The sequence below is a fragment of the Azospirillum sp. SYSU D00513 genome (assembly GCF_017356015.1).
Classification (GTDB): domain Bacteria; phylum Pseudomonadota; class Alphaproteobacteria; order Azospirillales; family Azospirillaceae; genus Azospirillum.
Window position 1 is genome coordinate 1 of the sequence record NZ_JAFIQV010000065.1, and the last position, 21,269, is coordinate 21,269.

The 21,269-nt window shown below is 67.7% G+C and carries 21 protein-coding genes, 2 tRNA genes and 1 riboswitch; of the genes, 14 read left to right on the plus strand and 9 right to left on the minus strand.

Going from position 1 to position 21,269, the window contains the following annotated elements:
• The first annotated feature begins 132 nt into the window (after positions 1-132).
• On the plus strand, positions 133-1,824 hold the full coding sequence (locus JUB11_RS29740; protein WP_207462430.1) for a hypothetical protein: 1,692 nt from the start codon (positions 133-135) through the stop codon (positions 1,822-1,824).
• Positions 1,825-1,861: 37 nt separating this feature from the next.
• Here the strand turns inward: JUB11_RS29740 and JUB11_RS29745 are convergent, their stop codons facing one another.
• The 4 genes from JUB11_RS29745 to JUB11_RS29760 all read right to left on the minus strand — a co-directional run bounded on the left by JUB11_RS29745 (position 1,862) and on the right by JUB11_RS29760 (position 3,916).
• Positions 1,862-2,164: a helix-turn-helix transcriptional regulator gene (locus JUB11_RS29745; protein WP_207462431.1), complete on the minus strand. Its 303-nt coding sequence runs from the start codon at positions 2,162-2,164 to the stop codon at positions 1,862-1,864.
• Between the two features lie 1,189 nt (positions 2,165-3,353).
• Positions 3,354-3,430 (minus strand) — tRNA-Arg (locus tag JUB11_RS29750).
• A gap of 38 nt (positions 3,431-3,468) precedes the next feature.
• On the minus strand, positions 3,469-3,765 hold the full coding sequence (locus tag JUB11_RS29755) for an ETC complex I subunit (protein ID WP_207462432.1): 297 nt from the start codon (positions 3,763-3,765) through the stop codon (positions 3,469-3,471).
• A gap of 74 nt (positions 3,766-3,839) precedes the next feature.
• Positions 3,840-3,916, minus strand: a tRNA-Pro gene (locus JUB11_RS29760).
• A 164-nt stretch (positions 3,917-4,080) separates the two neighbouring features.
• On the opposite strand from JUB11_RS29760, the gene JUB11_RS29765 reads away from it, so the two are divergent.
• Complete coding sequence (locus JUB11_RS29765; protein ID WP_207462433.1) at positions 4,081-4,560, plus strand: hypothetical protein; 480 nt, start codon at positions 4,081-4,083, stop codon at positions 4,558-4,560.
• Positions 4,561-4,567: 7 nt separating this feature from the next.
• On the opposite strand, the gene JUB11_RS29770 is transcribed toward JUB11_RS29765, so the two are convergent.
• The 4 genes from JUB11_RS29770 to JUB11_RS29785 all read right to left on the minus strand — a co-directional run bounded on the left by JUB11_RS29770 (position 4,568) and on the right by JUB11_RS29785 (position 7,699).
• Positions 4,568-5,047 (minus strand): DUF192 domain-containing protein, encoded by a 480-nt coding sequence (locus JUB11_RS29770; RefSeq protein WP_207462434.1) that lies wholly within the window; start codon positions 5,045-5,047, stop codon positions 4,568-4,570.
• Between the two features lie 113 nt (positions 5,048-5,160).
• A complete protein-coding gene (locus JUB11_RS29775; protein ID WP_207462435.1) occupies positions 5,161-5,715 on the minus strand; it encodes a hypothetical protein in 555 nt (184 codons plus the stop codon).
• Positions 5,712-6,401, minus strand: coding sequence for a hypothetical protein (locus tag JUB11_RS29780; RefSeq protein WP_207462436.1), 690 nt, complete (start codon positions 6,399-6,401; stop codon positions 5,712-5,714). Before JUB11_RS29780 ends, JUB11_RS29775 begins: the two co-directional genes overlap by 4 nt.
• Before the next feature lie 164 nt (positions 6,402-6,565).
• Positions 6,566-7,699, minus strand: a complete 1,134-nt coding sequence (locus JUB11_RS29785; RefSeq protein ID WP_207462437.1) for an acetoin utilization protein AcuC — start codon at positions 7,697-7,699, stop codon at positions 6,566-6,568.
• 115 nt (positions 7,700-7,814) lie between these two features.
• Here JUB11_RS29785 and JUB11_RS29790 point away from each other — a divergent pair, with 115 nt between their 5' ends.
• From JUB11_RS29790 to JUB11_RS29810, 5 genes are all read left to right on the plus strand, one after another.
• The gene (locus tag JUB11_RS29790; RefSeq protein WP_207462438.1) at positions 7,815-8,597 is read left to right on the plus strand and encodes a DUF1194 domain-containing protein; all 783 of its coding nucleotides are present in this window, start codon (positions 7,815-7,817) and stop codon (positions 8,595-8,597) included.
• A 41-nt stretch (positions 8,598-8,638) separates the two neighbouring features.
• A riboswitch (TPP riboswitch) is annotated at positions 8,639-8,746 on the plus strand.
• Positions 8,739-9,500: an ABC transporter ATP-binding protein gene (locus JUB11_RS29795; RefSeq protein ID WP_207462439.1), complete on the plus strand. Its 762-nt coding sequence runs from the start codon at positions 8,739-8,741 to the stop codon at positions 9,498-9,500. Its footprint overlaps the riboswitch before it by 8 nt.
• Positions 9,497-10,258: an ABC transporter permease gene (locus JUB11_RS29800; RefSeq protein ID WP_207462440.1), complete on the plus strand. Its 762-nt coding sequence runs from the start codon at positions 9,497-9,499 to the stop codon at positions 10,256-10,258. Before JUB11_RS29795 ends, JUB11_RS29800 begins: the two co-directional genes overlap by 4 nt.
• 6 nt (positions 10,259-10,264) lie before the next feature.
• A complete protein-coding gene (locus JUB11_RS29805; RefSeq protein WP_207462441.1) occupies positions 10,265-11,206 on the plus strand; it encodes an ABC transporter substrate-binding protein in 942 nt (313 codons plus the stop codon).
• Positions 11,207-11,342: 136 nt separating this feature from the next.
• A complete protein-coding gene (locus tag JUB11_RS29810; RefSeq protein ID WP_207462442.1) occupies positions 11,343-12,155 on the plus strand; it encodes a universal stress protein in 813 nt (270 codons plus the stop codon).
• A gap of 46 nt (positions 12,156-12,201) precedes the next feature.
• Here the strand turns inward: JUB11_RS29810 and JUB11_RS29815 are convergent, their stop codons facing one another.
• Positions 12,202-13,704, minus strand: a complete 1,503-nt coding sequence (locus JUB11_RS29815) for a sodium:proton antiporter (RefSeq protein ID WP_207462443.1) — start codon at positions 13,702-13,704, stop codon at positions 12,202-12,204.
• 265 nt (positions 13,705-13,969) lie between these two features.
• Between JUB11_RS29815 and JUB11_RS29820 the strand changes: the two genes are divergently transcribed.
• The 7 genes from JUB11_RS29820 (at position 13,970) to JUB11_RS29850 (ending at position 21,262) form a co-directional block, all read left to right on the plus strand.
• Positions 13,970-14,482, plus strand: a complete 513-nt coding sequence (locus tag JUB11_RS29820; protein ID WP_207462444.1) for a (2Fe-2S)-binding protein — start codon at positions 13,970-13,972, stop codon at positions 14,480-14,482.
• A gap of 127 nt (positions 14,483-14,609) precedes the next feature.
• Positions 14,610-17,003 carry a xanthine dehydrogenase family protein molybdopterin-binding subunit gene (locus JUB11_RS29825; protein ID WP_207462445.1) on the plus strand — a complete coding sequence of 798 codons (2,394 nt, stop codon included), beginning with the start codon at positions 14,610-14,612 and terminating at the stop codon, positions 17,001-17,003.
• 12 nt (positions 17,004-17,015) lie between these two features.
• Positions 17,016-17,810, plus strand: a complete 795-nt coding sequence (locus JUB11_RS29830; protein WP_207462446.1) for an FAD binding domain-containing protein — start codon at positions 17,016-17,018, stop codon at positions 17,808-17,810.
• A 242-nt stretch (positions 17,811-18,052) separates the two neighbouring features.
• Positions 18,053-18,973 carry a MoxR family ATPase gene (locus tag JUB11_RS29835; protein WP_207462447.1) on the plus strand — a complete coding sequence of 307 codons (921 nt, stop codon included), beginning with the start codon at positions 18,053-18,055 and terminating at the stop codon, positions 18,971-18,973.
• Positions 18,970-20,235 (plus strand): VWA domain-containing protein, encoded by a 1,266-nt coding sequence (locus JUB11_RS29840; protein WP_207462448.1) that lies wholly within the window; start codon positions 18,970-18,972, stop codon positions 20,233-20,235. Before JUB11_RS29835 ends, JUB11_RS29840 begins: the two co-directional genes overlap by 4 nt.
• Positions 20,232-20,549, plus strand: coding sequence for an XdhC family protein (locus JUB11_RS29845; RefSeq protein ID WP_207462449.1), 318 nt, complete (start codon positions 20,232-20,234; stop codon positions 20,547-20,549). Before JUB11_RS29840 ends, JUB11_RS29845 begins: the two co-directional genes overlap by 4 nt.
• Positions 20,546-21,262: an XdhC family protein gene (locus JUB11_RS29850; protein WP_207462450.1), complete on the plus strand. Its 717-nt coding sequence runs from the start codon at positions 20,546-20,548 to the stop codon at positions 21,260-21,262. Before JUB11_RS29845 ends, JUB11_RS29850 begins: the two co-directional genes overlap by 4 nt.
• Positions 21,263-21,269: the final 7 nt, after the last annotated feature.

Genomic DNA, 21,269 nt, shown 5'->3' on the forward strand with positions numbered 1-21,269 from the left:
CGGGGATAATCGGTTCTTTGCGTCGTGCCATCGGGGGCTCCTTCCGTTCTCAGCATACCCCCGCCGAGCACGAAATTCCGGATAGTCCCCCGCAGAGACGGGCAGGATGCGTCTGACGCTGCTGCCAAGGGAATGAGGAGGGCGGAACGCAGCCTCAATGCTGCCCGCCTTAAAACGCCCCTGGAGGAAACCGTTCAGGACATCAAGCGCGCCCTGATGGATCGGAGTGAACTCCCGACCGCCATCATGGATCGTGTCGTTCCCGAGTCGGGACGCATGAAGGTTCGCCGTCTGATCCTCAACAAGGAGCAGGAGCGGTTGGCCGCTGAGCGTGGATATCTCCGCACCGACCTCCCTAACATTCTCCATTCCCAGTACGACCAGCTTTCCGGACACATCAGCCTCCGAGAAGCTCTCGACATTGGCGATGGGAAGCGGTTCGGGTCCTGGGACGACGTGGAAGCGGCGGTTTCCCGAGAGTATGACGACTTGGTCGCCCAGACTGACCAGGCGTCACGCTCGAAGCTGAACGCCGAACGTGAGAAGGCCATTGCTGACTTGCGCCTCCTCAAGGGGCGGCTGATCGGGTTGGAGAACCTGGGAACCGACCGGGACGGCTGGTTGGCTTGGGGCTCCCAGAAGATGCGACAGGCCAACTTCATCCGGTACGGTTCGGGCTTCCTTCTGACCAGCCTGACGGATGTCGCCACGCTTGCCCTGAGGGAACGGCTGCTGCCCATGTTCTTCAGGCACTCTGGCGAGGCCGTCCGGATCATGCGAGAGATGGACCGAGAGGACCTCCGGGTGTTCGTGAATGCCGTCGAGTTCGGGTCTCATGGCGTTGCCCTTGCGAGGCGCTTGGGGGCTGAGGACACCCTCAACCAAGCTGGTATCGGTGTTCGTGGAACCCTGAAACACACCATCACCTCCAAGGTGGACGTAGCGGCCTCGAAGCTGTCGGACGTGGTCTCTACGGTCTCGGGTCTCCCCTATTGGAACTCGTTCCTGAAGATCACCGCTGGGCTTGCCATCAGCCATCGCCTCCGGTCCTTCGTCCTCCGGTACGACACCCTGACCGAGTTCCAACGTGCCGATCTGGCATCTCTGGGCATTGGCAAGGCTGAGGCTGGACGGCTGAAGGAGTTCATCAAGCGGTACGGCGTTGAGAAGGACGGGCGGTTTGACCCGAACCTTGATGAGTGGCTGAAGGAGCCCGGTGGCGAGCTTGCCGCACGGGATTTCCGGATTGCCGTTCAGAGGGAGATGACCAGAGCCATCAACACTCCTGGTATCGGGGATACCCCTGCCATCATGGACAGTTGGTTCGGGAAGCTTGCCCTTCAGTTCCAGACCTTCGCGTTCACGTTCCTCAATCGCTACGTCACCCCGACCGCCCAGCGGGTGGCGGACTATCGAGACATGAGGGCCGTTGCGTCCCTTGGTATCCTGACCTTCTCGACGTTCATGGTCATGTTGGGGAAGGACATCATCAACGGAAGAGATCCGGAGGAGCGGCTTAAGGAAGAGAACGCCTTCAACACCGCTCATGAGTTGGTAGATCGTTCGGGGCTGCTGGGCTGGATGTCGCCCTATGTGGACGGAGCCCTCAAACTCTCAGGACTCACGTCCTCCACCCGATTTGCTCGGAACTCATGGATGGAGTCCCTTGGAGGCATCAACCTTGCCCTCTTAGGAGACGTTCAGCGCCTTGGGTCGTCCCTGGTACAGGGCGAAGGTGGGGAACAGTTGCTCAAGAAGGCATTGGTGCTGTCGCCATTCTCGACGCATATCCGGCTGTTCCATGAATTGATAGACGGTGATTGAGACTTGGGAGGGGCCGAAAGGCTCCTCCTGTTTTTTTTCATTCGGGAGGCCCAAACAGAAGCTCATAGCAGAACGGATCATAGAACTTGAGAAGGTTTCTCATAAACCATTGAGGGTTCACCTTAAGAGCTTGCGCATAGCTAAGGTACTTGTCAGGAGCAACACGCCCCTTTCCGGACTCGATCTGTGAAATCATTGTATAATATTCGTAGCCAACTGCGTTAGCCACATCGTTCTGTGTTAACTCGGCACGCTCACGGAGGCTTTTTAGCCACTTCCCAGACTCTTTTCGAAGGCGCTTGGCGTGCTCTCCAGATCCCATGATTGGCGTGGAATACATTCAATCTCTCTCATGTGCGCCCCTAATCTGGAGCTAGGCTTACTGCTTTACCGACCGTAGCGCAATTATACAGTAAGACATAGACATAAACTCGCTGTATCGCGTTTCTCGGCCCAGCCCGACCGACCCTCTGGGAATTTTTTTCGAGCGCGAAGTGTGCCGTGGTTGTAGGAAATCGCTCGACATTGAGTTCAATACCGTTGGGATTGCGAGGGTTTCAGCCATATCATACACCGATACAAATGGTTATCCACAGTTTACGGGCATGGAAACGCAACTTCAGATTTGTAGATTTCCCCAATCGAAGGGGGTACCACTTGTACAGCAAGGCTACTACAGGAAGGACCCGCCGCCATGCAGACCACTAGTGCCCGCCCCCTCACCGCCTCCGAAGCTTCGTGGCTTCTGTCATTCCAATGCATTCCAATGTCCCCAGAGGAAGCGGATGACTTCTCCGCGTGGCTCAACATGCACACGTCGGACCCCTATGAGATGTATGAAGATCCCGTTATCGCATTCCGGATCGACAAACTAACGCTTAGATCCCAAGCGCAATCCTAACACTTACAACAGCGGCGAACGTCGTAGATAGCCGCGTCCACCTTCCGGCAACGTACTTCGTAGATGGTTGCGGGAAGCGAGGTCATCCGTTCTAGAAGCCGCCTACAGGAAGCGTTGCCTGAGGCTCTCTGATGTCCTTTCGTTAACCAGGAGCATGATAGTGGGCATCCGTGAAGATCGCATCGAGCTTGAAGCCCAACGTGATGGGAGGGCCGTTCCTCCTTGGCAGGATGGAAGCGGACGAACCGGTAGGTTCATAAGGGACGCTGAGGGGAGGTGGATAAGCTCTCCCGGCCTCCCTCCTGACGGAACCGCTTTTTGGGAGATCATGCCCAATGGTGAGGTTCGGCTGTACACCAGCGGCAGCGACACGTATCAGATCGTCGCAAGGGTGAAACACTGACCCAAGCCGTTCTTACAGACACGAGAGAGCCCTACCGCTAACGGTACGGGCTCTTTTCGTTTGCCGTGAGAGGGGGAACGAATCCTCTCCCCTTCTTCCCGAGTCGCTTGCCTTCCCACGCTCCACACCAACCAACTAAACGTGTGGGGGAAACGTGTGTGGAACGAGTGAGCGATAAGTCGGAAAATCCAATTAAATCAGTAGCTAAGGCGCGTGCGTGTGTGGTGGCGACCCCAGCAGGATTCGAACCTGCGACCTATCGCTTAGAAGGCGATTGCTCTATCCAACTGAGCTATGGGGCCACGCCGTACCACCGGACGCGGACCGACACCAAGTGGGGTCAGACGCGCGGACGGTCGGTGCGGAAATTGTCGGCGTAGTTGCGCGGGCGGACGCGGCGGACGGGGGGATCCTGAACCGTGTATTCCCAGCCCTTGCGCTCGGCGAAGGCGATCGCGTCTTCCTTCGTGTCGAAGCTGAGCACCACCTGGTTGAGCGTGTCGCCGGAGCTGATCCAGCCCATCAGGGGCTCAGGTCGGCGCGGCGTCTCGATCTCGTATTCGAGCTGCCAACGCTGGGCCTTCGCCCGCCCGGACTGCATGGCCGTCTTGCTCGGCTGGTGGATCCGGACCTTCATCGCGCGAAACACTCCCTCTCCAAACGCAAACGTTCCGAACGCGAACGGCGTGGACGCCTTCGCCCGGTGAGTGGTGGTCGGGGCGCCCGGATTCGAACCGGGGGCCTCCAGTACCCAAAACTGGCGCGCTACCAGACTGCGCCACGCCCCGTGACCGGAATGTGAAATACACCAACGCCGTGGCTTGGGCAAGGATCGGCATACGGCTTGGCGCAGGTTCTCCCTTGGCGGGAAAACAAAGGGTCCTCGCCCCCGTCGGCGATGCCCCTGCCCCCGTCGCCTTGATGCACGGCGCGGGCTGGGGTAAGGGAGGCGATGATCCCGATGCGCCTCGCCATCCTCCTCACCGACCTGGGCGACCGGTCCCCGCACCGCGCCGCCATCGCCCTGGCGGAGGCCGCGGCATCGGCCGGGCATGAGGCGGACCTCGTCGCCGGCTCGCCGCATGGCGCGCTGAGATCCGCGCGCTCGCCTCGGCTCGGGGCCGTCGATCTGGGCCGGCGGACGGCCGCCGGCATGGCCTTCACCCTGTCCCGCTATCTGGCGGAGCGCCGCCCGGCCCTGCTGGTCGCGGCGACGGCCGACGCCGGCACCGTCGCGGGCGCCGCGGCACTGCTGTCCCGCTCCGCGACACGAATCTTATGGCTGGCGACCGAATCAGAGCCGCAGGAGCCCGTGGCACTTCCCTGGCCCGCGTGGCTGTGGCGAGCCCCCCGGCGGCGCGCCGTTCCCCTGCCCCTCGACATGGGCCCCCCCGAGGTTCTTCTCCGCCGCTGTCTGGCCGAGCTCCGCTGAAACGGCCTTACTTGGCGTTCCCGAACACCGGGTGGATGACGCGGTCGCCCGGCCGGATGCCGAGGCGCGCGGCCATGCCGCCGTTGATCTCCAGGATGCCCTTCACCGGCCCGGCGGAGCGGATCGTGTCCGTCGAATGAGGGACGGCCTTCGCATGGATGTTCAGGATGCGGCCGTCCGCCTCGATGAAGATCATGTCCAGCGAGATGAGCGTGTTCTTCATCCAGAAGGCGGCCGTCTGCTCCCGGTTGTAGACGAAGAGCATGCCGGCATCCTCGGCCATGCTTTCCCGGAACATCAGCCCCTGCGCCTGCTGCGCCGAGCTTTCCGCCAGTTCCACATTGAAGCGGAAACGCCCGCCCGACGCCGTCTCCACCGTCAGGGAGGAGCGCTCGAACGTCTCCTGCGCCCCCGCGGACGACAGCGGAACCGCAGCGGCCAGAACCATCATCCCGGCAAGGAAAACCCGCACCAAACGTCCGATCATCGCACCGTCATCCCATGGCTTAAGTCGCGCCGCAGACGATGCCCGCGGCGGGAACGCCTGTCCAGAGACGCCTTTCCAGACACCGCCGACGGCGGTGTGGCCGGGATCGGCGTTCAGGCCGCCGGCTGTGCCGTACGCGGGGCGTAGATGTCGTCCTTGATCGCCGCCACGGACCGGACCTGATAGCCGGGCCGAGCGCCGAATCGCCGGTTGGCACGCTCCGCCGCCTCCCGCTCGCTTTCCGCCCAGACCAGATATTCGCGCCCCTGCATCCATTCCAGGGCCAGCGGGTGGGTGGCGTCGATCTCGCCGATCTGGCTGTTCACCACCGTGACCAGCCATTCCTTGTCGCCGGGATTGCGCCGCTCGGACAGGATCAGGAGCTGTGGGCGCTTTACCGCCTGCGCCTCCGCCAGCCGCTGCTGCGTTTCAGCCTGGCGGCCGCGCAGCAGGACGGTTTCGGCGGCGATCTCCTCGATATCCGCCCTCAGCCGCTCCTCGTCGCGCTGGAGGCGGCTGATCGCGTTCTCGACCTTGGAGATGGCGTCCCGCGCCGCGCGCATCCGGGCGCGCACCTGCGAGAGGGAGGCTTCCAGCGACAGCAGCACGTTGCCGAGCCACGCGCCGACGGCGATGATCGCCAGCAGGATGATGAAGTTGATCATCATGACAGGCTGGCCCCCGCCGCCTTCGTCGCGGCCGGCCTGGGCACGGCGGCGGATCGGGGAACCCCGGACCTGGCTGTGCCGCCTGCCCCCGCCGGCGGGGATTTCAGGGCGAGGGAGGCACCCGCAACGGGAGCCTTCGTGGCGCCCTCCTGGGCCGGCGGAGTCTTCTGGAAGCTCTTTTCGAATCCGAGCTTGAAGGGGAAGGCGACCTCGACCATCTGCCGCGCCTCCTCGAAGCTGCTCGCCCACACTTCGGCGACGTTGGCGTGGCGCCAGATCTGGTTGACCTGGGCGCGCTCCCCCGCGGCCCGCGCCGCCGAGGACGCCTTGTCCTGGGTCACAGAGACCGTGAAGCGGGTCAGTCCGGCGTGCGGATCACCGACCTCATGCACGAAGAGCGGCGGCTGGGCGGCGAGATCGGCGATGGCCTTCTCCATCTTGCGGATGTCGCTTTCGAGCCGATTCCGGTCGGACGCTTGGCTGTTCCGCCGCGCGGACAGACCCTTGACGCGTTCCTGGATGTCCTGGGCTTCGGCGTGCAGGATGTAGATGCGGTTCTCGAGACGGTCGAAGCCCGACCGTCGCTGGAGGACGCCTGGGAGCACATCCTTCAGGATCACCGCGACCGGAACGGCCGACAGCAGGATCACGGCGACGGCGATCAGGAACAGCGTCGTGCTCTGCATCGTCCGGTCCGTTGTCCTCCCGGCCTGGTCCCGCGGCCCCGCGCGCGGGAGGAGGGGCCTGCGCATCTCGCCCCTTATGGCATCCGGACAGCGTCGCCTATTTGTGTGCGAACGTCAATGAACAGAGCCCGCCGATTCGGGGCGCTGGCGGTGGCGGCGGGGCGCTAGGACAGCCCGCCCTCCATGACGATGTCCACCACCTCCCTCACCCGGCCACGGATCGGGCCGGGACGGGGTACGTCCGCGAGCGTCGTGAACCAATGCTCCGGCGGGTTGCGGCCGGCCGCGCGCGACCAGGTGAGGGCGCGCAGCACCCGCTCGGCCTCTGGCGTCGGCGGAACCGCCGGGTCGATGCCGTTCAGCACGGCCCAGATCCCCGCCCAGCAGCGCCCGACGGTCCAGGGGTTGTAGCCGCCCCCGCCGACCACCAGCAGCCGGGGCGCCAGCCCCATGAGGCTCCGCACCGCATCCCACAGCGCGTGGTTGGACAGTTCCAGCCGGCTTAGGGGATCCTCGGCCAGCGCGTCCGCCCCGGTCTGGAGCACCAGCACCTCCGGCGCGAAGGCCCGGCCGAGCGGCAGCAGCGCCCGCTCGACCAGATAGGCCATCTCGCTGTCGTTGAAGCCCTGGGGCATGGGAAGGTTGCGGGCCATGCCGCCGGCGCGGTCCTCCGCTTTGCCGGTGAAGGGCCAGCGCCCGTCCTCGTGCACCGAAATAGTCAGCACCCGAGGGGCCTCCGCGAAGGCGGCCTCCACCCCGTCGCCGTGGTGGGCGTCCAGATCCACGTACAGGACCCGCTCGAACCCGGCGTCGAGCAGCGCCAGGATGCCCAGCACCGGCGCGTTGGTGTAGCAGAAGCCGCTGGCCCGCCCCGGCCAGGCATGGTGCGTGCCGCTCGCCGGGCTGTAGACGGTGCGGGCCTCGTCCATCAGCAGGCGCGCGGCGAGGATCGCGGCGCCCGCGCTGATCGCGGGGCGGCGGTACATCTCCGCGTAGATGGGATTTTCCAGCCGGCCGAGGTTGTAGCGGTCGCGCGTCTCCTCATCGACGCGCTGGGCCTCCTCCGCCCGGCGCAGCGCCTCGATGTAATCGGGGGTATGAAAGCGCGTGAGCTGGCCGGGCGTCGCCATCGGGCTGTCCAGATAGACCTCGTCCGGCAGCCAGCCCATGGCGCGCGACAGGTCGATGGCGGTGGAGACGCGCGGGATGGAGAGCGGGTGCTTCGGTCCGTAGCTCGATCCGCGGTAGATCTCGCTGCCCAGGAAAAGCGGCCGACGAAAGGAGGGGTGTGACGTCATGGCTGCTGAGGTGGCGCGAAATCGCTCACCCGTCAACGGCCCCGCCTCCAACAGGAGGCTTGCGACTCGGGGGCTCCCGGTCTTTTACTAGGGGAAGGCGGATGGGAGGTGCGGCATGGCTCGGCTCCGGCGACTCGCGGCAAGGACGCTCCTGGGGGGCGTCCTGGCGGTTTCGGCCCCCCTGCCCGCCTCGGCCGAGATCCCGGTCGACCTCGAACTGGTGCTGGCCGTGGACATTTCCGGCAGCGTGGACCCTGAGGAGGCGCGGCTTCAGCGCGAGGGCTATGTCGGCGCCCTGCTGGACGCAAAGGTGATCGGTGCCATCGGCAGCGGTCCGCTCGGCCGCATCGCCGCGACCTACGTGGAATGGGCGGGCGACCATTACCAGCGCAGCGTGGTCGGCTGGACCCTGCTGGAGGACGCCGACAGCGTGCGCGCCTTCGCCTCCGCCATCGCGGAATCCCCCATCGACACGGCGCAATGGACCTCCATCAGCGCCGCCATCGACTACAGCGCCGGCCTTTTCGCCGGGAATGGTTACGAGGGCACCCGGCGGGTCATCGACGTGTCGGGCGACGGGGAGAACAACCGGGGACGCCCCGTGGAGATGGCGCGCGACGCCGCCGTCGCCGAGGGCATCACCATCAACGGCCTGCCGATCCTGAACGACCGGCCGAACCCCTGGGGTGGCCTGCCGCCGGTCAACCTCGACCGCTATTACGAGGAGCGGGTGATCGGCGGCCCCGGCGCCTTCATCGTGCCGGCCACCGGCTTCGACGCCTTCGCCGAGGCGATCCTGTCCAAGCTGCTGCTGGAGATCGCCGGGGCCGCGCCGGTCAGCGAGGTCGCCGAATGGGAAAGCCCCCACCCCATACACCACCCAACGGAAAATCCGTGACGCCCCCTTGCCCCGGCCTCGGCGACTTGTCATAGTCCGCCTCCATCACTGGGGGGAGCCGGCGGTCGGCTGAGAGGTCCCATCAAGGGGACGACCCCTGGAACCTGATCCGGTTCATACCGGCGTAGGGACCAGTGAGCCATGCTCGACACCGTTCGCCCGGGCAATCCCCCGGATTACCTGTCCGTTTCCGTCCGCGACGCCCGGCTCACGCACGGCGGAGTGCGGCTGTTCGACGGGCTCGGCATCACGGTCGAGGCCGGGCGGATCACCTGCCTGCTGGGGCCGAGCGGCGTGGGCAAGACCACTCTCCTGCGCGTCGTCGCCGGCCTCGCGGAGCCGGAAGCACCGACGCGCGTCGAGACCTCCGACGGGCTGCCGCTGCATGGGCGGATTGCCTACATGGCGCAGCAGGACCTGCTGCTGCCCTGGCTGACCGTCCTGGACAACGTTCTGGTCGGCGTCCGGCTGCGCGGGGAGCCGCGGGGCGGTCCCTTGCGCGAGGAGGCACGGGACCTGCTGGCGCGCGTCGGCCTCGCCGGGCGCGAGGGGGACCGGCCGGCCTCCCTGTCCGGCGGACAGCGCCAGCGCGTGGCCCTCGCCCGCACCCTCATGGAACGCCGGCCGCTGGTTCTGATGGACGAGCCCTTCAGCGCGCTCGACGTGCTGACCCGGCTGCGTTTGCAGGAGCTGGCGGCGGAGCTGCTGGCCGGCCGCACCGTGCTGATGATCACCCACGACCCGCTGGAAGCCCTGCGGATCGCGCACCGCGTCCATGTCATGACCGGCCGGCCGGCGACGGTCGGGCCGGCGCTGGAGCCGCCCGGCCCGACGCCGCGCGCGGTGGACGACCCGGCACTCCTCGCCCTCCAGGGCGAGCTTCTGCGGAGGCTCGGGGAATGAGGCTGCTGCGCGCCGCCGTCACGGCGCTGGTGATCCTGGCCGCCTGGCAGGGGCTGGTCTGGCTGACCGGCGTTCCGCGCTTCATCCTGCCGGGTCCGGCGGCGGTGGGGACGGCACTCGTCCGCCAGGCGCCGCTGCTTCTCGGCCACGCCGGCGTCACGCTGGCGGAGGTGCTTCTCGGCCTTCTGCTGGGCGTTCTGCTGGGCAGCGTCAGCGCGCTGGCGCTGGCGAGCTTCCGCGTCGCCCGGCGCTGGCTGATGCCGCTGCTGGTCTTCAGCCAGGCGATCCCGGTCTTCGCGCTCGCCCCGTTGCTGACCCTGTGGCTCGGCTACGGCATGGCGTCGAAGATCGCCATGGCGACGATCATCATCTACTTCCCGGTCACGACCTCGCTGTTCGACGGTCTGCGGCGGACCGAGCCGGGCTGGCTCGACCTCGCGCGGACCATGGGGGCGACCCGATCCTCGGTCCTCTGGCATGTCCGCCTGCCGGCCGCCCTGCCCGCCTTCGCGTCCGGCGTGCGGGTGGCCGCCGCCGTGGCCCCGATCGGGGCCGTGGTTGGCGAATGGGTCGGCTCCTCCTCCGGCCTCGGCTACCTGATGCTGCACGCCAACGCGCGCATGCAGACCGACCTCCTCTTCGCGGCACTCGCCGTGCTCGGCCTCTTCGCGGTGGCGCTCTACGCCGCCGTGGACGCGCTGCTGCGCCGGGCGCTGCCCTGGCAGCCCGACACCCATTCCTCCGACGAAAAGGACTGACCCCTCATGAAACTGAGCCTCGCCGCCGCGGCACTCGCCGCCGGCCTGATGACCGCCCTGCCCGCCACGGCGCAGGACAAGATGACCGTGCTGCTCGACTGGTTCGTCAACCCGGACCACGCGCCGTTGATCGTCGCCAAGGAGAAGGGCTTCTTCAAGGATGCCGGGCTCGACGTGAACCTCGTGGCTCCGGCCGACCCTAACGACCCGCCCAAGCAGGTCGCCGCCGGCAACGCCGAGCTGGCCATCTCCTACCAGCCGCAGCTCCAGATCCAGGTCGCCGAGGGGCTGCCGCTGGTGCGTGTCGGCACGCTGGTCTCAACCCCGCTGACCTCGCTGGTCGTGCTGCGCGACGGGCCGGTGAAATCCATCAAGGACCTGAAGGGCCGCAAGGTCGGCTTCTCGGTCGGCGGGTTCGAGGACGCCATCCTCGGCGCCATGCTGGAGAAGAGCGGGCTGACCCTGAAGGACGTCGAGCTGGTGAACGTGAACTTCTCCCTCTCGCCCGCCCTGCTGGCCGGCCAGGTGGACGCGGTCATCGGCGCCTACCGGAACTTCGAGCTGGCCCAGCTCGACATCGAGGGCAAGCCGGGCAAGGCCTTCTACCCGGAGGAAGAGGGCGTTCCCGCCTATGACGAGCTGATCATCGTGGCGAACCGCGAGAAGGCCGGCGACGACCGGCTGAAGCGCTTCCTGGGTGCCGTAGAGCGGGCCACCTTCTACATCCTCAACCACCCGGAAGAGGCGCAGGCCGCCTTCGTGAACGGCCGTCCGGAGCTGAACGACGAGCTGAACCGCCGCGCCTGGGCGAACACCCTGCCGCGCTTCACCCACAGCCCCGCCGCGCTGGACGCGGGCCGCTGGACCCGCTTCGCCGAGTTCCTGAAGGCGCGCGGCCTGATCCGGAAGGTCGAGCCGGTGGAGACCTACGCCGTCACCATCCGCTAAGGGCTCAGTAAGGGGATCCACCGATAGCCAAAGGGCATCGCGCGGCGTTATTCATGAAGGCACTCTCATGGACGAACGCCGGCGGCGCCGGCTGACGGACGAACGCCGGCGGTGCCGGGCACAGCGAGTGGATCCCATGCCGATCAAGACCATCCTTCTGCATCTGGCCAACGACGGGCACCCCACGGCGCGCATCGCGGTCGCCGCCGACCTGTCCAGGCGCTTCTCGGCCTTCGTCGAGGCGCTCTACGTCGCGTCCCCGGTCTCCATGCCCGCCGCGGTGACCGGCCGCGGCGCCTCCTACGCCTACATCGCCGAGGCGACCGTCATCGCCCATGAGAAAGCCGAGCAGGCGGAGAAGGAGGTGCGCGCGGCCCTGAAGGACTGCCTGCACAGCTGGTCGGTGGTCGAGGGCGATCATGTGCATCTGCTGGCCCAGCGCGCGGCCTTCGCGGACCTCGCGATCGTCTCCCAGGCCCGTGTGGACGGCATGGACGACGTGGTGCTGCTGAACGTGCCGGAGCGGCTGCCGCTGGAAACCTCCTGCCCGACCCTGGTCCTGCCCTACGAGCACGACACGTCCCTGCCGCTGGGACAGAACATCCTGATCGCCTGGAAGAACACGCGCGAGGCGAACCGGGCCGTGCGCAATGCCCTTCCCTTCCTCCAGACCGCCGGAAAGGTCACGCTCCTGGCGCCGCAGGACGAGCCCGGCGTGGACGACCTCGTCGCCAGCCTCCAGCGGCATGGCGTGACGCTGGAGCGGGCACGGAACGTGCCTGTGGCCGGCGACGTCGGCGAGACGATCCTCGGCTGCGCCCGAGACACCGGCGCCGACCTGCTGGTCATGGGCGCCTACGGCCATTCCCGCCTGCGCGAGATGGTGCTGGGCGGCGCAACCCGCTCCGTGCTGGAGAACCTGCACCTGCCGGTCCTGCTGTCGCACTGACGCTCGGGCAGGCCGCTCCGGGCGGGGCGCCCGGAGCGGTGTTCATTCAAAGGAAGAACAGCAGCGTCACCACGCCGAAAAGCGGCACCAGGATGCCGAAGGACCAGAGCATGTAGCCGAAGAAGCTCGGCATGCGGACGCCGCGCTCCTCGGCGATGGCCTTCACCATGAAGTTGGGCGCGTTGCCGATGTAGGTGTTGGCGCCCATGAAGACGGCACTAGCGGAGATGGCGGCCAGAGTCACGGCGAGGTCGTTCATCAGGTGCGCCGCGTCGCCGCCCGCCGTGTTGAAGAAGATCAGGTAGGTGGGGGCATTGTCGAGGAAGCTCGACAGGATGCCCGTGGCCCAGAAATAGGCGGCGGGCACCGGCTGCCCGTCCCGGTTGACCGCCTCGATGACCGCGCCCAGGGCGCCGTCGGTGCCCGCGCGCAGGATGGCGATGGCCGGGATGATCGTCAGGAAGATCGCGGCGAACAGCTTCGCCACCTCCAGGATCGGCCCCCAGGTGAAGCCGTTCATCATGCGGCTCTTGCCGCTGGTCAGCCGCAGTGACAGGAGCGCGATGCCGATCAGCAGCGCCTGGGAGACGATGCTCTCCAGCGCCACCGGCACGTGGTAGACCGTGACGGTGACCCCCGGATGCCAGACGCCGCTCAGCAGCACCGCACCGACGACGGCGGCCAGCAGCAGCAGGTTGACCTTGCCCTCCATGCGGATGGGCTCGCGCTCCTCGATGTCGTCGGCCTCGATGGTCCGGCCGGGGTCCCGCCGGTACAGAACGAGGTCGATCACGAAATAGAGGGCGAGCAGGCAGGCAACCAGCAGCGCCGTGGGTGCGAAGAGGTGGACGGTCGGCCAGAAGAACTCCACCCCCTTCAGGAAGCCCAGGAACAGCGGCGGATCCCCCAGCGGCGTCAGGGCACCGCCGATGTTCGACACCAGGAAGATGAAGAAGACCATCGTGTGGGTCTTGTGGTGCCGCTTCTCGTTCGCGCGCAGCATCGGCCGGATCAGAAGCATGGAGGCGCCGGTGGTGCCCATGAAGCTCGCCAGGACGGTCCCGATGCCGAGCCCGAGCGTGTTGGCGGCGGGCGTGCCGACCAGCGTGCCGGTGATCCGCACGCCGCCCGCCACGGTGAAGAGCGCCGTCAGAAGCACGATGAAGGGGATGTATTCGAGCAGCACCGTGTGGGCCAGTTCGTACAGCGCCAGGTCCATGCCGAAGACCGCGGCGAAGGGCACGAGGAAGGCCAGCGCCCAGGCCGCCGAGATCTTGCCGAAATGATGGTGCCAGACCGCCGGCGCCAGCAGCGGGAACAGGGCGATGGACAGAAGGATGCCGGCGAACGGTATGACCCAGAGCGCGCTCAGGCTGCCGCCGTCCAGATGCGGGGCGCTCGCGTGGGAGTTGGCCGCCGTCTCCGCCGCGCTGGCTAGCACCGGCAGGAGGCTCAGCAGGGCAGCGCCCCCGACGCGGAACAGGGCGGCGCGGGCCGGGACGGAACGCAGGCCCGGCAGGCGGAGGGCGGGCGGAGTCGGCAAGGTCATGGGATCGGTCTTGTTGTTGGCGGCCATCGCAGGCGCGCGGGAGTATGCGTCGCCGGTCCACCCTGAGCCAAGCCGTAAGACTCCCGTGAGGGCGCCGGGCGGGCGGAATAGGGCATCCGACCAGTCCTTTCGGCTAGATCGCGCGAGACCGCCTTGACCGCAACCGGGGGCATGCCCCTATCCTTCCCGTAGGCGGCCGCAAGCCAAAAGAAGCAAAAGGCGCCGCGACCGTTCGGAAGACCGGCGAGAGGGAGGAAATAAAAAGATGCCCACCACCGTTACGATGACCGTGAACGGCAAGACGGTGTCGCGCGAGGTCGAGGAGCGCACGCTGCTCGTCAATTTCCTGCGCGACAAGATCGGCCTGACCGGAACCCATGTCGGCTGCGACACGAGCCAGTGCGGCGCCTGCGTCGTCCATCTCGACGGGAACGCCATCAAGTCCTGCTCCATCCTGGCGGTCCAGGCCGAAGGCGCCTCCGTCACGACCATCGAGGGGCTGGCGGCGGCCGACGGCACGCTGCACCCCATGCAGGCCGCCTTCAAGGAACATCACGGCCTGCAATGCGGCTACTGCACGCCGGGCATGGTGATGAGCGCGGTGGACCTCGCCAAGCGCAACCCCTCCCTGACCGAACAGCAGGTCCGCCAGGGGCTGGAAGGCAACATCTGCCGCTGCACCGGCTACCACAACATCGTCAAGGCCGTGCTGGCCGGGGCCGATGCCATGCAGGCCGGCGCCGGGGAGCGGCAGCCCGCCGAGATGGCGGCCGACTGAACGCCCGTCTTTCGCCTGCTCCATGGCCGCGCGGTCCGGTGACCGCCGGTGGGGCGAGGCGCGAATAACGGCATGAATGGCAAGAGCCGAATAAGAACAGACGTTTCCGTTGGGAGGGAACACACACATGGCGAACCCCAGTGGCATCGGCGCCTCCGTCCGGCGCGTGGAGGATGCGCGTTTTCTGACCGGCCGCGGCAACTACGTGGACGACATCAACCGCCCGAACCAGACCCATTGCATCCTCGTCCGCTCGCCGCACGCGCACGCCCGCATTCTCGGCGTCGACGCATCGGAAGCCCTGCAGGCGCCCGGCGTGATCGCCGTCTTCACCGGCGCGGACATGGGCGCCGACAAGGTGGGCAGCCTGCCCTGCGGCTGGCAGGTGCATTTCAAGGACGGCACCCCCATGAAGGAGCCGCCGCACTTCCCGATCGCCTGCGACCGCGCGCGCTACGTCGGCGACATCGTCGCCGCCGTCATAGCCGAGACGCGCGACCAGGCGCGGGACGCGGCCGAGCTGGTCATGGTCGATTACGAGGAGCTGCCGGCCGTCGCCAGTTCGCTGAAGGCGTTGGAGCCGAACGCCCCGATCGTCCATGACGAGGCGCCGGGCAACGTCTGCTTCGACTGGCACATCGGCGACGCCGCCGTCGTGGACGCGGCCTTCGCCGGCGCGGCCCATGTCGCCAAGCTCGACCTGATCAACAACCGGCTGGTTCCCAACCCGATGGAGCCGCGCGCGGCGGTCGGCGACTATGACGCCTCCTCGGGCGAGCACACGCTCTACACCACCAGCCAGAACCCGCACGTCATCCGGCTGCTGATGGGCGCCTTCGTGCTGGGCATCCCCGAGCACAAGCTGCGCGTCGTGGCGCCGGACGTCGGCGGCGGCTTCGGCTCCAAGATCTTCCATTACGGCGAGGAGGCCATCGTCACCTGGGCCGCGCGCAAGCTGGGCCGCCCGGTGAAATGGACCTCCGACCGGTCGGAGGCCTTCCTCAGCGACGCGCACGGCCGCGACCATGTCAGCCACGCCGAGATGGCGATGGACAAGGACGGCAACTTCCTCGCCCTGCGCGTCTCGACCATCGCCAACATGGGGTCGTACCTCTCGACCTTCGCGCCGTCGATCCCGACCTATCTCTACGCCACGCTGCTCGCCGGCCAGTACAAGACCCCGGCCATCTACGCCGAGGTGAAGGCGGTCTTCACCAACACGGCACCGGTCGATGCCTACCGCGGCGCCGGCCGTCCGGAGGCCTGCTACCTGATCGAGCGCATGGTGGACGTCGCGGCCGGCGTCACCGGCATCGACCGGGCGGAGCTGCGCCGCCGCAACTTCATCCCGGTGGAGGCCATGCCGTACCTGACGCCGGTGGCGCTCCAGTACGACTCCGGCGACTTCGCCAAGAACCTCGACATCGCCCTGCCGATGGTGGACTACGCGGGCTTCGCCGCCCGCAAGGCGGACTCGGCCCGGCGCGGCAAGCTGCGCGGCATCGGCCTGTCCACCTACATCGAGGCCTGCGGTATCGCGCCCAGCAACATCGCCGGCGCGCTGGGCGCCCGCGCCGGGCTTTACGAATCGGCGGAGGTTCGCTTCCACCCGACCGGCTCGGTGACGGTCTTCACCGGCTCGCACAGCCACGGCCAGGGGCACGAGACCACCTTCGCCCAGATCGTCGCGGACCGCTTCGGCATCCCCATCGAGAACGTGGAGATCGTCCACGGCGACACCAGCAAGATCCCCTTCGGCATGGGCACCTACGGGTCGCGCTCGCTCGCCGTCGGCGGTTCGGCGCTGGTGAAGGCGATGGACAAGGTCGAGCGCAAGGCCAAGAAGATCGCCGCCCACATGCTGGAGGCCGCCGAGACCGACATCGAGGTCAAGGACGGCCGCTTCACCGTGGCCGGCACCGACAAGTCGCTGGGCATCGGCGACATCGCGCTCCAGGCCTACATCCCGCACAACTTCCCGCTCGACGAGCTTGAGCCGGGGCTGGACGAGCAGGCCTTCTACGACCCGAAGAACTTCACCTACCCCAACGGCTGCCACGTCTGCGAGGTGGAGATCGACCGGGACACCGGCGTGGTGGAGATCGTGAACTTCGCCGCCGTGGACGATTTCGGCCACGTCATCAACCCGATGATCGTCGAGGGGCAGGTGCATGGCGGCCTCGTCCAGGGCATCGGCCAGGCGCTCTACGAGAATTGCGTCTACGACGAGGATTCGGGGCAGCTCATCACCGGCTCCTACATGGATTACTGCATGCCGCGGGCGGACAACGTGCCGTCCTTCACGGTGAAGTACCATGAGGACCAGCCCTGCACCCACAACCCGCTGGGGGTGAAGGGCTGCGGCGAGGCCGGCACCATCGGCGCGTCCGCCGCGGTGATCAACGCGGTGGTGGACGCTCTGTCCGAGTACGGCGTCACCCACATCGACATGCCCGCCACGCCGGAAAAGGTGTGGCAGATCCTCCGGCAGGGTTCGCCCGCCGCCATGGCCGCCGAGTAAGGGAGAGAACACATGTACAGCTTCTCCTTCCATCGTCCCAAGACCCTCGCCGAGGCGGCCTCCATCCAGGGCGGCCTCGAGGAGCCCAAGCTGCTGGGCGGCGGCATGACACTGGTGCCGACGTTGAAGCAGCGTCTGGCCCGCCCATCCGACCTCATCGACCTCAGCCAGATCCCGGAGCTGAAGGGAATCCGCGAGACCGCCGAGGGGCTGGAGATTGGCGCCTTCGCCCGCCACGCGGAGGTCGCTGCCTCCGATCTGGTGCGCCGGACCATTCCGGCCCTGGCCGACCTTGCCGGCCACATCGGGGACCGGCAGGTGCGCAACCTCGGCACCATGGGCGGCTCCATCGCCAACGCCGACCCGGCCGCCGACTACCCGGCGGCCGTGCTGGCGCTGAAGTCCACCGTGAAGACCGATCGGCGCGAGATCGACGGCGACGCCTTCTTCACGGGCATGTTCGAGACGGCGCTGGAGCCCGCCGAGATCGTCGCGGCGGTCCGTTACCAGCGGCCCGGCAAGGCGGCCTACGCCAAGTTCCGCAACCCGGCCAGCCGCTACGCCGTCGTCGGCGTCTTCGTGGCGGTCTTCGGCAGCGAGGTTCGCGTGGCGGTGACCGGGGCGGCCGGTTCCGTCTTCCGCGCCACCGAACTGGAATCGGCGCTCGCCGCCGACTTCCGGCCAGAGGCGCTGGAGGGCATCACGGTTCAGCGCGACGACCTCAACGCCGACATCCACGCCAGCGCCGACTACCGAGCGCATCTCGTCACGGTGATGGCGAAGCGCGCGGTGGTGGCCTGCGGGTGAAGTTTTGAGCGGCGGGAGAGGGTTGGTTTCCTCTCCCGCTCCTCAATAAAGCCGTCTTCCCGTTGCGGAGCAGCAGTCAAAGGGACGCCAACCACTTACCGTCACCCCCGCGAAAGCGGGGGTCCAGGACCTTCGGTGAAGGGCGGTCCTGCAAACTTCTGGATCCCCGCTTTCGCGGGGATGACGGTGGAGTTCTTCGATTCGTGGCCCGCAGCTTTGCCCTTCCCCAGCCATGAAGGCCCATGCCCACACTCCCCACCTCCGTCGATGAAACCTTGGCGCTGCTGGAGAGCGGCGCCTATGTGGGCGACCGTGCGCTGGCGACGGCGCTGTTCCTGGCGCTGAAGCTGAAGCGGCCGCTGTTCCTGGAAGGGGAGGCCGGAGTCGGCAAGACGGAGATCGCGAAGGTGCTGTCCGCGACGCTGGGGCGGCGGCTCGTGCGGCTGCAATGCTACGAGGGGCTGGACGTCGCCTCGGCGGTCTACGAGTGGAACTACGCCCGCCAGATGATGGAGATCCGGCTGGCCGAGGCATCCGGGCAGCGCGACCGCGACGCGCTTGGCGCCGACCTCTTCTCCGAGCGTTTCCTGATCAAGCGCCCGCTGCTCCAGGCGCTGGAGCCGGACGAAGCAGGAGCACCGGTGCTGCTGATCGACGAGTTGGACCGCACCGACGAACCGTTCGAGGCCTATCTGCTGGAGGTCCTGTCCGACTTTCAGGTCAGCGTGCCGGAATTCGGCACGATCCGCGCGCCGGAGCCGCCCATCGTCATCCTGACCTCCAACCGCACGCGCGAGATCCACGACGCGTTGAAGCGCCGCTGCTTCTACCACTGGGTCGATTACCCGTCGGCGGAGCGGGAGCGGGCCATCCTCGCCAAGAAGGCGCCCACGGCGGCGGCCCGCCTGTCGGCCCAGGTCGTGGGGTTCGTGCAGGGCTTGCGCCGGCTGGACCTCTACAAGGCGCCGGGCGTGGCCGAGACGCTGGACTGGGCGCAGGCGTTGGTGGAGCTGAACCATCTCGAGCTGGAGCCCACGGTCATCAACGACACGCTCGGCACGCTGCTGAAGTACCAGGACGACATCGCGCGCATCCAGGGCAGCGAGGCGGCCCGCATCCTCGCCCAGGTGAAGACCGAACTGGCCGCCACGACCGCCCGATGACGGGGCGCGAGGAAGCCCAGCCGGCCGCGCCGGAGCCCACACCGGCGCCCGCACCGGCGCATGAGGGGCGCCTCGCGGCCAACCTCATGCAGTTCGCCCGCGTGCTGCGCACCGCCGGCCTGCCGGTCGGGCCGGGCATCTTGCTGCGGGCGCTGCAGGCCGTGGAGGCGGTCGGGCTGGGCAACCGGCAGGATTTCTACTGGGCGCTCCACGCCGTCTTCGTCAGCCGGCGCGAGCAGCACGAGCTGTTCGACCAGGCCTTCCACGTCTTCTGGCGCAACCCCGACATCCTGAAACGCATGATCGGCATGATGCTGCCGACCGTGCGCACCGACGCCGGCCCCGACCGGCCGGAGATGTCCCGCCGCCTCGCCGAGGCCCTGCACCCGAATCTCCGCCCGGAGGAGGAAGGGCCGCCCAAGACCGAGATCGAGCTGGACGCCTCCTTCACCCTGTCAGACCGCGAACGGCTCCAGGCCAAGGACTTCGAGAAGATGTCCGGCGAGGAGCTGGCGGAGGCCAAGCGCATGCTCGCCCGCATGACCCTGCCGGTGCTGGAGGCGCCGACGCGCCGCCACCGCCCGGATCCCAACGGCGACCGGGTGGACCCGCGCGCGACCCTGCGGCGCATGATGCGGTCCGGCGGCGACCTCGCGGCGCTGGAACACCGCCGCACCCGCACCCGTCCGCCGCCGCTGGTGATGCTGTGCGACATCTCCGGCTCGATGACCCGCTATTCGCGGATGCTGCTGCACTTCATGCACGCGGTCACCAGCGACCGCGACCGGGTGCACAGCTTCGTCTTCGGCACGCGGCTGACCAACATCACCCGCCGCCTGCGCCACCGCGACGTGGACGTGGCGGTGGACGCCGTGTCGCGCGCGGTGGAGGACTGGTCCGGCGGCACCCGCATCGGCACGGCGCTGCGGCTGTTCAACCGGACCTGGGCGCGCCGGGTGCTCGGCCAGGGGGCGGTGGTCCTGCTCATTACCGACGGGCTTGACAGGGATGCAGGGGAAGGCCTTGCGGCGGAGGCGGAACGGCTGCACAAAAGTTGCCGGCGCCTGATCTGGCTGAACCCCCTGCTGCGCTGGGAGGGATTCGCGCCGAAATCGTCGGGGATCCGGGCGCTGCTGCCGCATGTGGACGATTTCCGCACGGTGCACAATGTGAACAGCTTGGCAGGGCTGGCCGATGCGCTGAACCGCCAAGGCCCCCGCCGGCATGAAGGGCTGCGAGAGTGGCTCAGGGAGTCGGCATGACGACGGAAAACATCCTGGAACAGGCGGCGTCCTGGCGCGCCGAGGGCCGCAAGGTCGCGGTGGCGACCGTGATCGCCACCTGGGGATCCTCGCCGCGCCCGGTGGGCAGCCAGATGGCGGTGAACGAGGCCGGCGGCATGGCCGGCTCCGTGTCCGGCGGCTGCATCGAGGGCGCCGTGGTCCACGAGGCGCAGAAGACCATGGCCGACGGCGAGCCGCGCATGCTGTCCTTCGGCGTCACCAACGAGATGGCCTGGGAGGTCGGGCTCGCCTGCGGCGGCCAGGTGCAGGTCTATGTCGAGGCCGTGGAATGAAGCGCGCGATCCTCGACCGCCTGCTGAAGGCGAAGGCCGAAAAGCTGCCCGTGGCGCTGGTGACCGACCTCAACAGCGGCCTCCAGAGCCTCGTGTTCGAAGAGGGCGTCCATGGCGAATTCGGACTGGACGAGATCACCCTGATCGCGATCCGCGGGCGCCTGCACCAGGACCGCAGCGGCCTGATGACCGATCCGCAGGACGAGGAGGGCATGGGCCTCTTCGTCCAGGTCCACAACCCACCGGTGCGGCTGCTGATCGTCGGCGCCGTCCACATCGCCCAGGCGCTGGCACCGCTCGCCCGCATGACGGGCTATGAGGTGACGGTGATCGACCCGCGCGGCGCCTTCGCGACGGCGGAGCGCTTCCCCGGCGTCGCCCTGTCCGACGCCTGGCCGGACGAGGGGCTGGCGGCGCTGAAGCCGGACCGGCGCACCGCCATCGTGATGCTGACCCATGACCCCAAGCTCGATGATCCCGCCCTGATCCTGGCCCTGCGCTCCGACGCCTTCTATGTCGGCGCGCTGGGCAGCAAGCGCACCCACGCCAGCCGGCTCGACCGGCTGCGCGAGATGGGCCTTACGGAGGCGGAGACCGCCCGCATCCACGCGCCGGTCGGGCTCGACATCGGGGCCGTGACCCCGGCGGAAATCGCCCTGTCCATCATGGCCCAGGTCACCGCCGTGCGGCGCGGCGAACCGGCGGGCGTCTGAGGAGCGG

What these genes read in the sequence shown, in the direction of transcription:
- JUB11_RS29790 (WP_207462438.1), top strand. Translation starts at nt 7,815, where the DNA reads ATGGCTCGGCTCCGGCGACTCGCGGCAAGGACGCTCCTGGGGGGCGTC.
- JUB11_RS29740 (WP_207462430.1), top strand. Translation starts at nt 133, where the DNA reads ATGAGGAGGGCGGAACGCAGCCTCAATGCTGCCCGCCTTAAAACGCCC.
- JUB11_RS29780 (WP_207462436.1), bottom strand. Translation starts at nt 6,401, where the DNA reads ATGCAGAGCACGACGCTGTTCCTGATCGCCGTCGCCGTGATCCTGCTG.
- JUB11_RS29825 (WP_207462445.1), top strand. Translation starts at nt 14,610, where the DNA reads ATGGCGAACCCCAGTGGCATCGGCGCCTCCGTCCGGCGCGTGGAGGAT.
- JUB11_RS29795 (WP_207462439.1), top strand. Translation starts at nt 8,739, where the DNA reads ATGCTCGACACCGTTCGCCCGGGCAATCCCCCGGATTACCTGTCCGTT.
- JUB11_RS29765 (WP_207462433.1), top strand. Translation starts at nt 4,081, where the DNA reads ATGATCCCGATGCGCCTCGCCATCCTCCTCACCGACCTGGGCGACCGG.
- JUB11_RS29810 (WP_207462442.1), top strand. Translation starts at nt 11,343, where the DNA reads ATGCCGATCAAGACCATCCTTCTGCATCTGGCCAACGACGGGCACCCC.
- JUB11_RS29805 (WP_207462441.1), top strand. Translation starts at nt 10,265, where the DNA reads ATGAAACTGAGCCTCGCCGCCGCGGCACTCGCCGCCGGCCTGATGACC.
- JUB11_RS29775 (WP_207462435.1), bottom strand. Translation starts at nt 5,715, where the DNA reads ATGATGATCAACTTCATCATCCTGCTGGCGATCATCGCCGTCGGCGCG.
- JUB11_RS29840 (WP_207462448.1), top strand. Translation starts at nt 18,970, where the DNA reads ATGACGGGGCGCGAGGAAGCCCAGCCGGCCGCGCCGGAGCCCACACCG.
- JUB11_RS29850 (WP_207462450.1), top strand. Translation starts at nt 20,546, where the DNA reads ATGAAGCGCGCGATCCTCGACCGCCTGCTGAAGGCGAAGGCCGAAAAG.
- JUB11_RS29815 (WP_207462443.1), bottom strand. Translation starts at nt 13,704, where the DNA reads ATGACCTTGCCGACTCCGCCCGCCCTCCGCCTGCCGGGCCTGCGTTCC.
- JUB11_RS29835 (WP_207462447.1), top strand. Translation starts at nt 18,053, where the DNA reads ATGCCCACACTCCCCACCTCCGTCGATGAAACCTTGGCGCTGCTGGAG.
- JUB11_RS29785 (WP_207462437.1), bottom strand. Translation starts at nt 7,699, where the DNA reads ATGACGTCACACCCCTCCTTTCGTCGGCCGCTTTTCCTGGGCAGCGAG.
- JUB11_RS29770 (WP_207462434.1), bottom strand. Translation starts at nt 5,047, where the DNA reads ATGATCGGACGTTTGGTGCGGGTTTTCCTTGCCGGGATGATGGTTCTG.
- JUB11_RS29755 (WP_207462432.1), bottom strand. Translation starts at nt 3,765, where the DNA reads ATGAAGGTCCGGATCCACCAGCCGAGCAAGACGGCCATGCAGTCCGGG.
- JUB11_RS29845 (WP_207462449.1), top strand. Translation starts at nt 20,232, where the DNA reads ATGACGACGGAAAACATCCTGGAACAGGCGGCGTCCTGGCGCGCCGAG.
- JUB11_RS29820 (WP_207462444.1), top strand. Translation starts at nt 13,970, where the DNA reads ATGCCCACCACCGTTACGATGACCGTGAACGGCAAGACGGTGTCGCGC.
- JUB11_RS29745 (WP_207462431.1), bottom strand. Translation starts at nt 2,164, where the DNA reads ATGTATTCCACGCCAATCATGGGATCTGGAGAGCACGCCAAGCGCCTT.
- JUB11_RS29830 (WP_207462446.1), top strand. Translation starts at nt 17,016, where the DNA reads ATGTACAGCTTCTCCTTCCATCGTCCCAAGACCCTCGCCGAGGCGGCC.
- JUB11_RS29800 (WP_207462440.1), top strand. Translation starts at nt 9,497, where the DNA reads ATGAGGCTGCTGCGCGCCGCCGTCACGGCGCTGGTGATCCTGGCCGCC.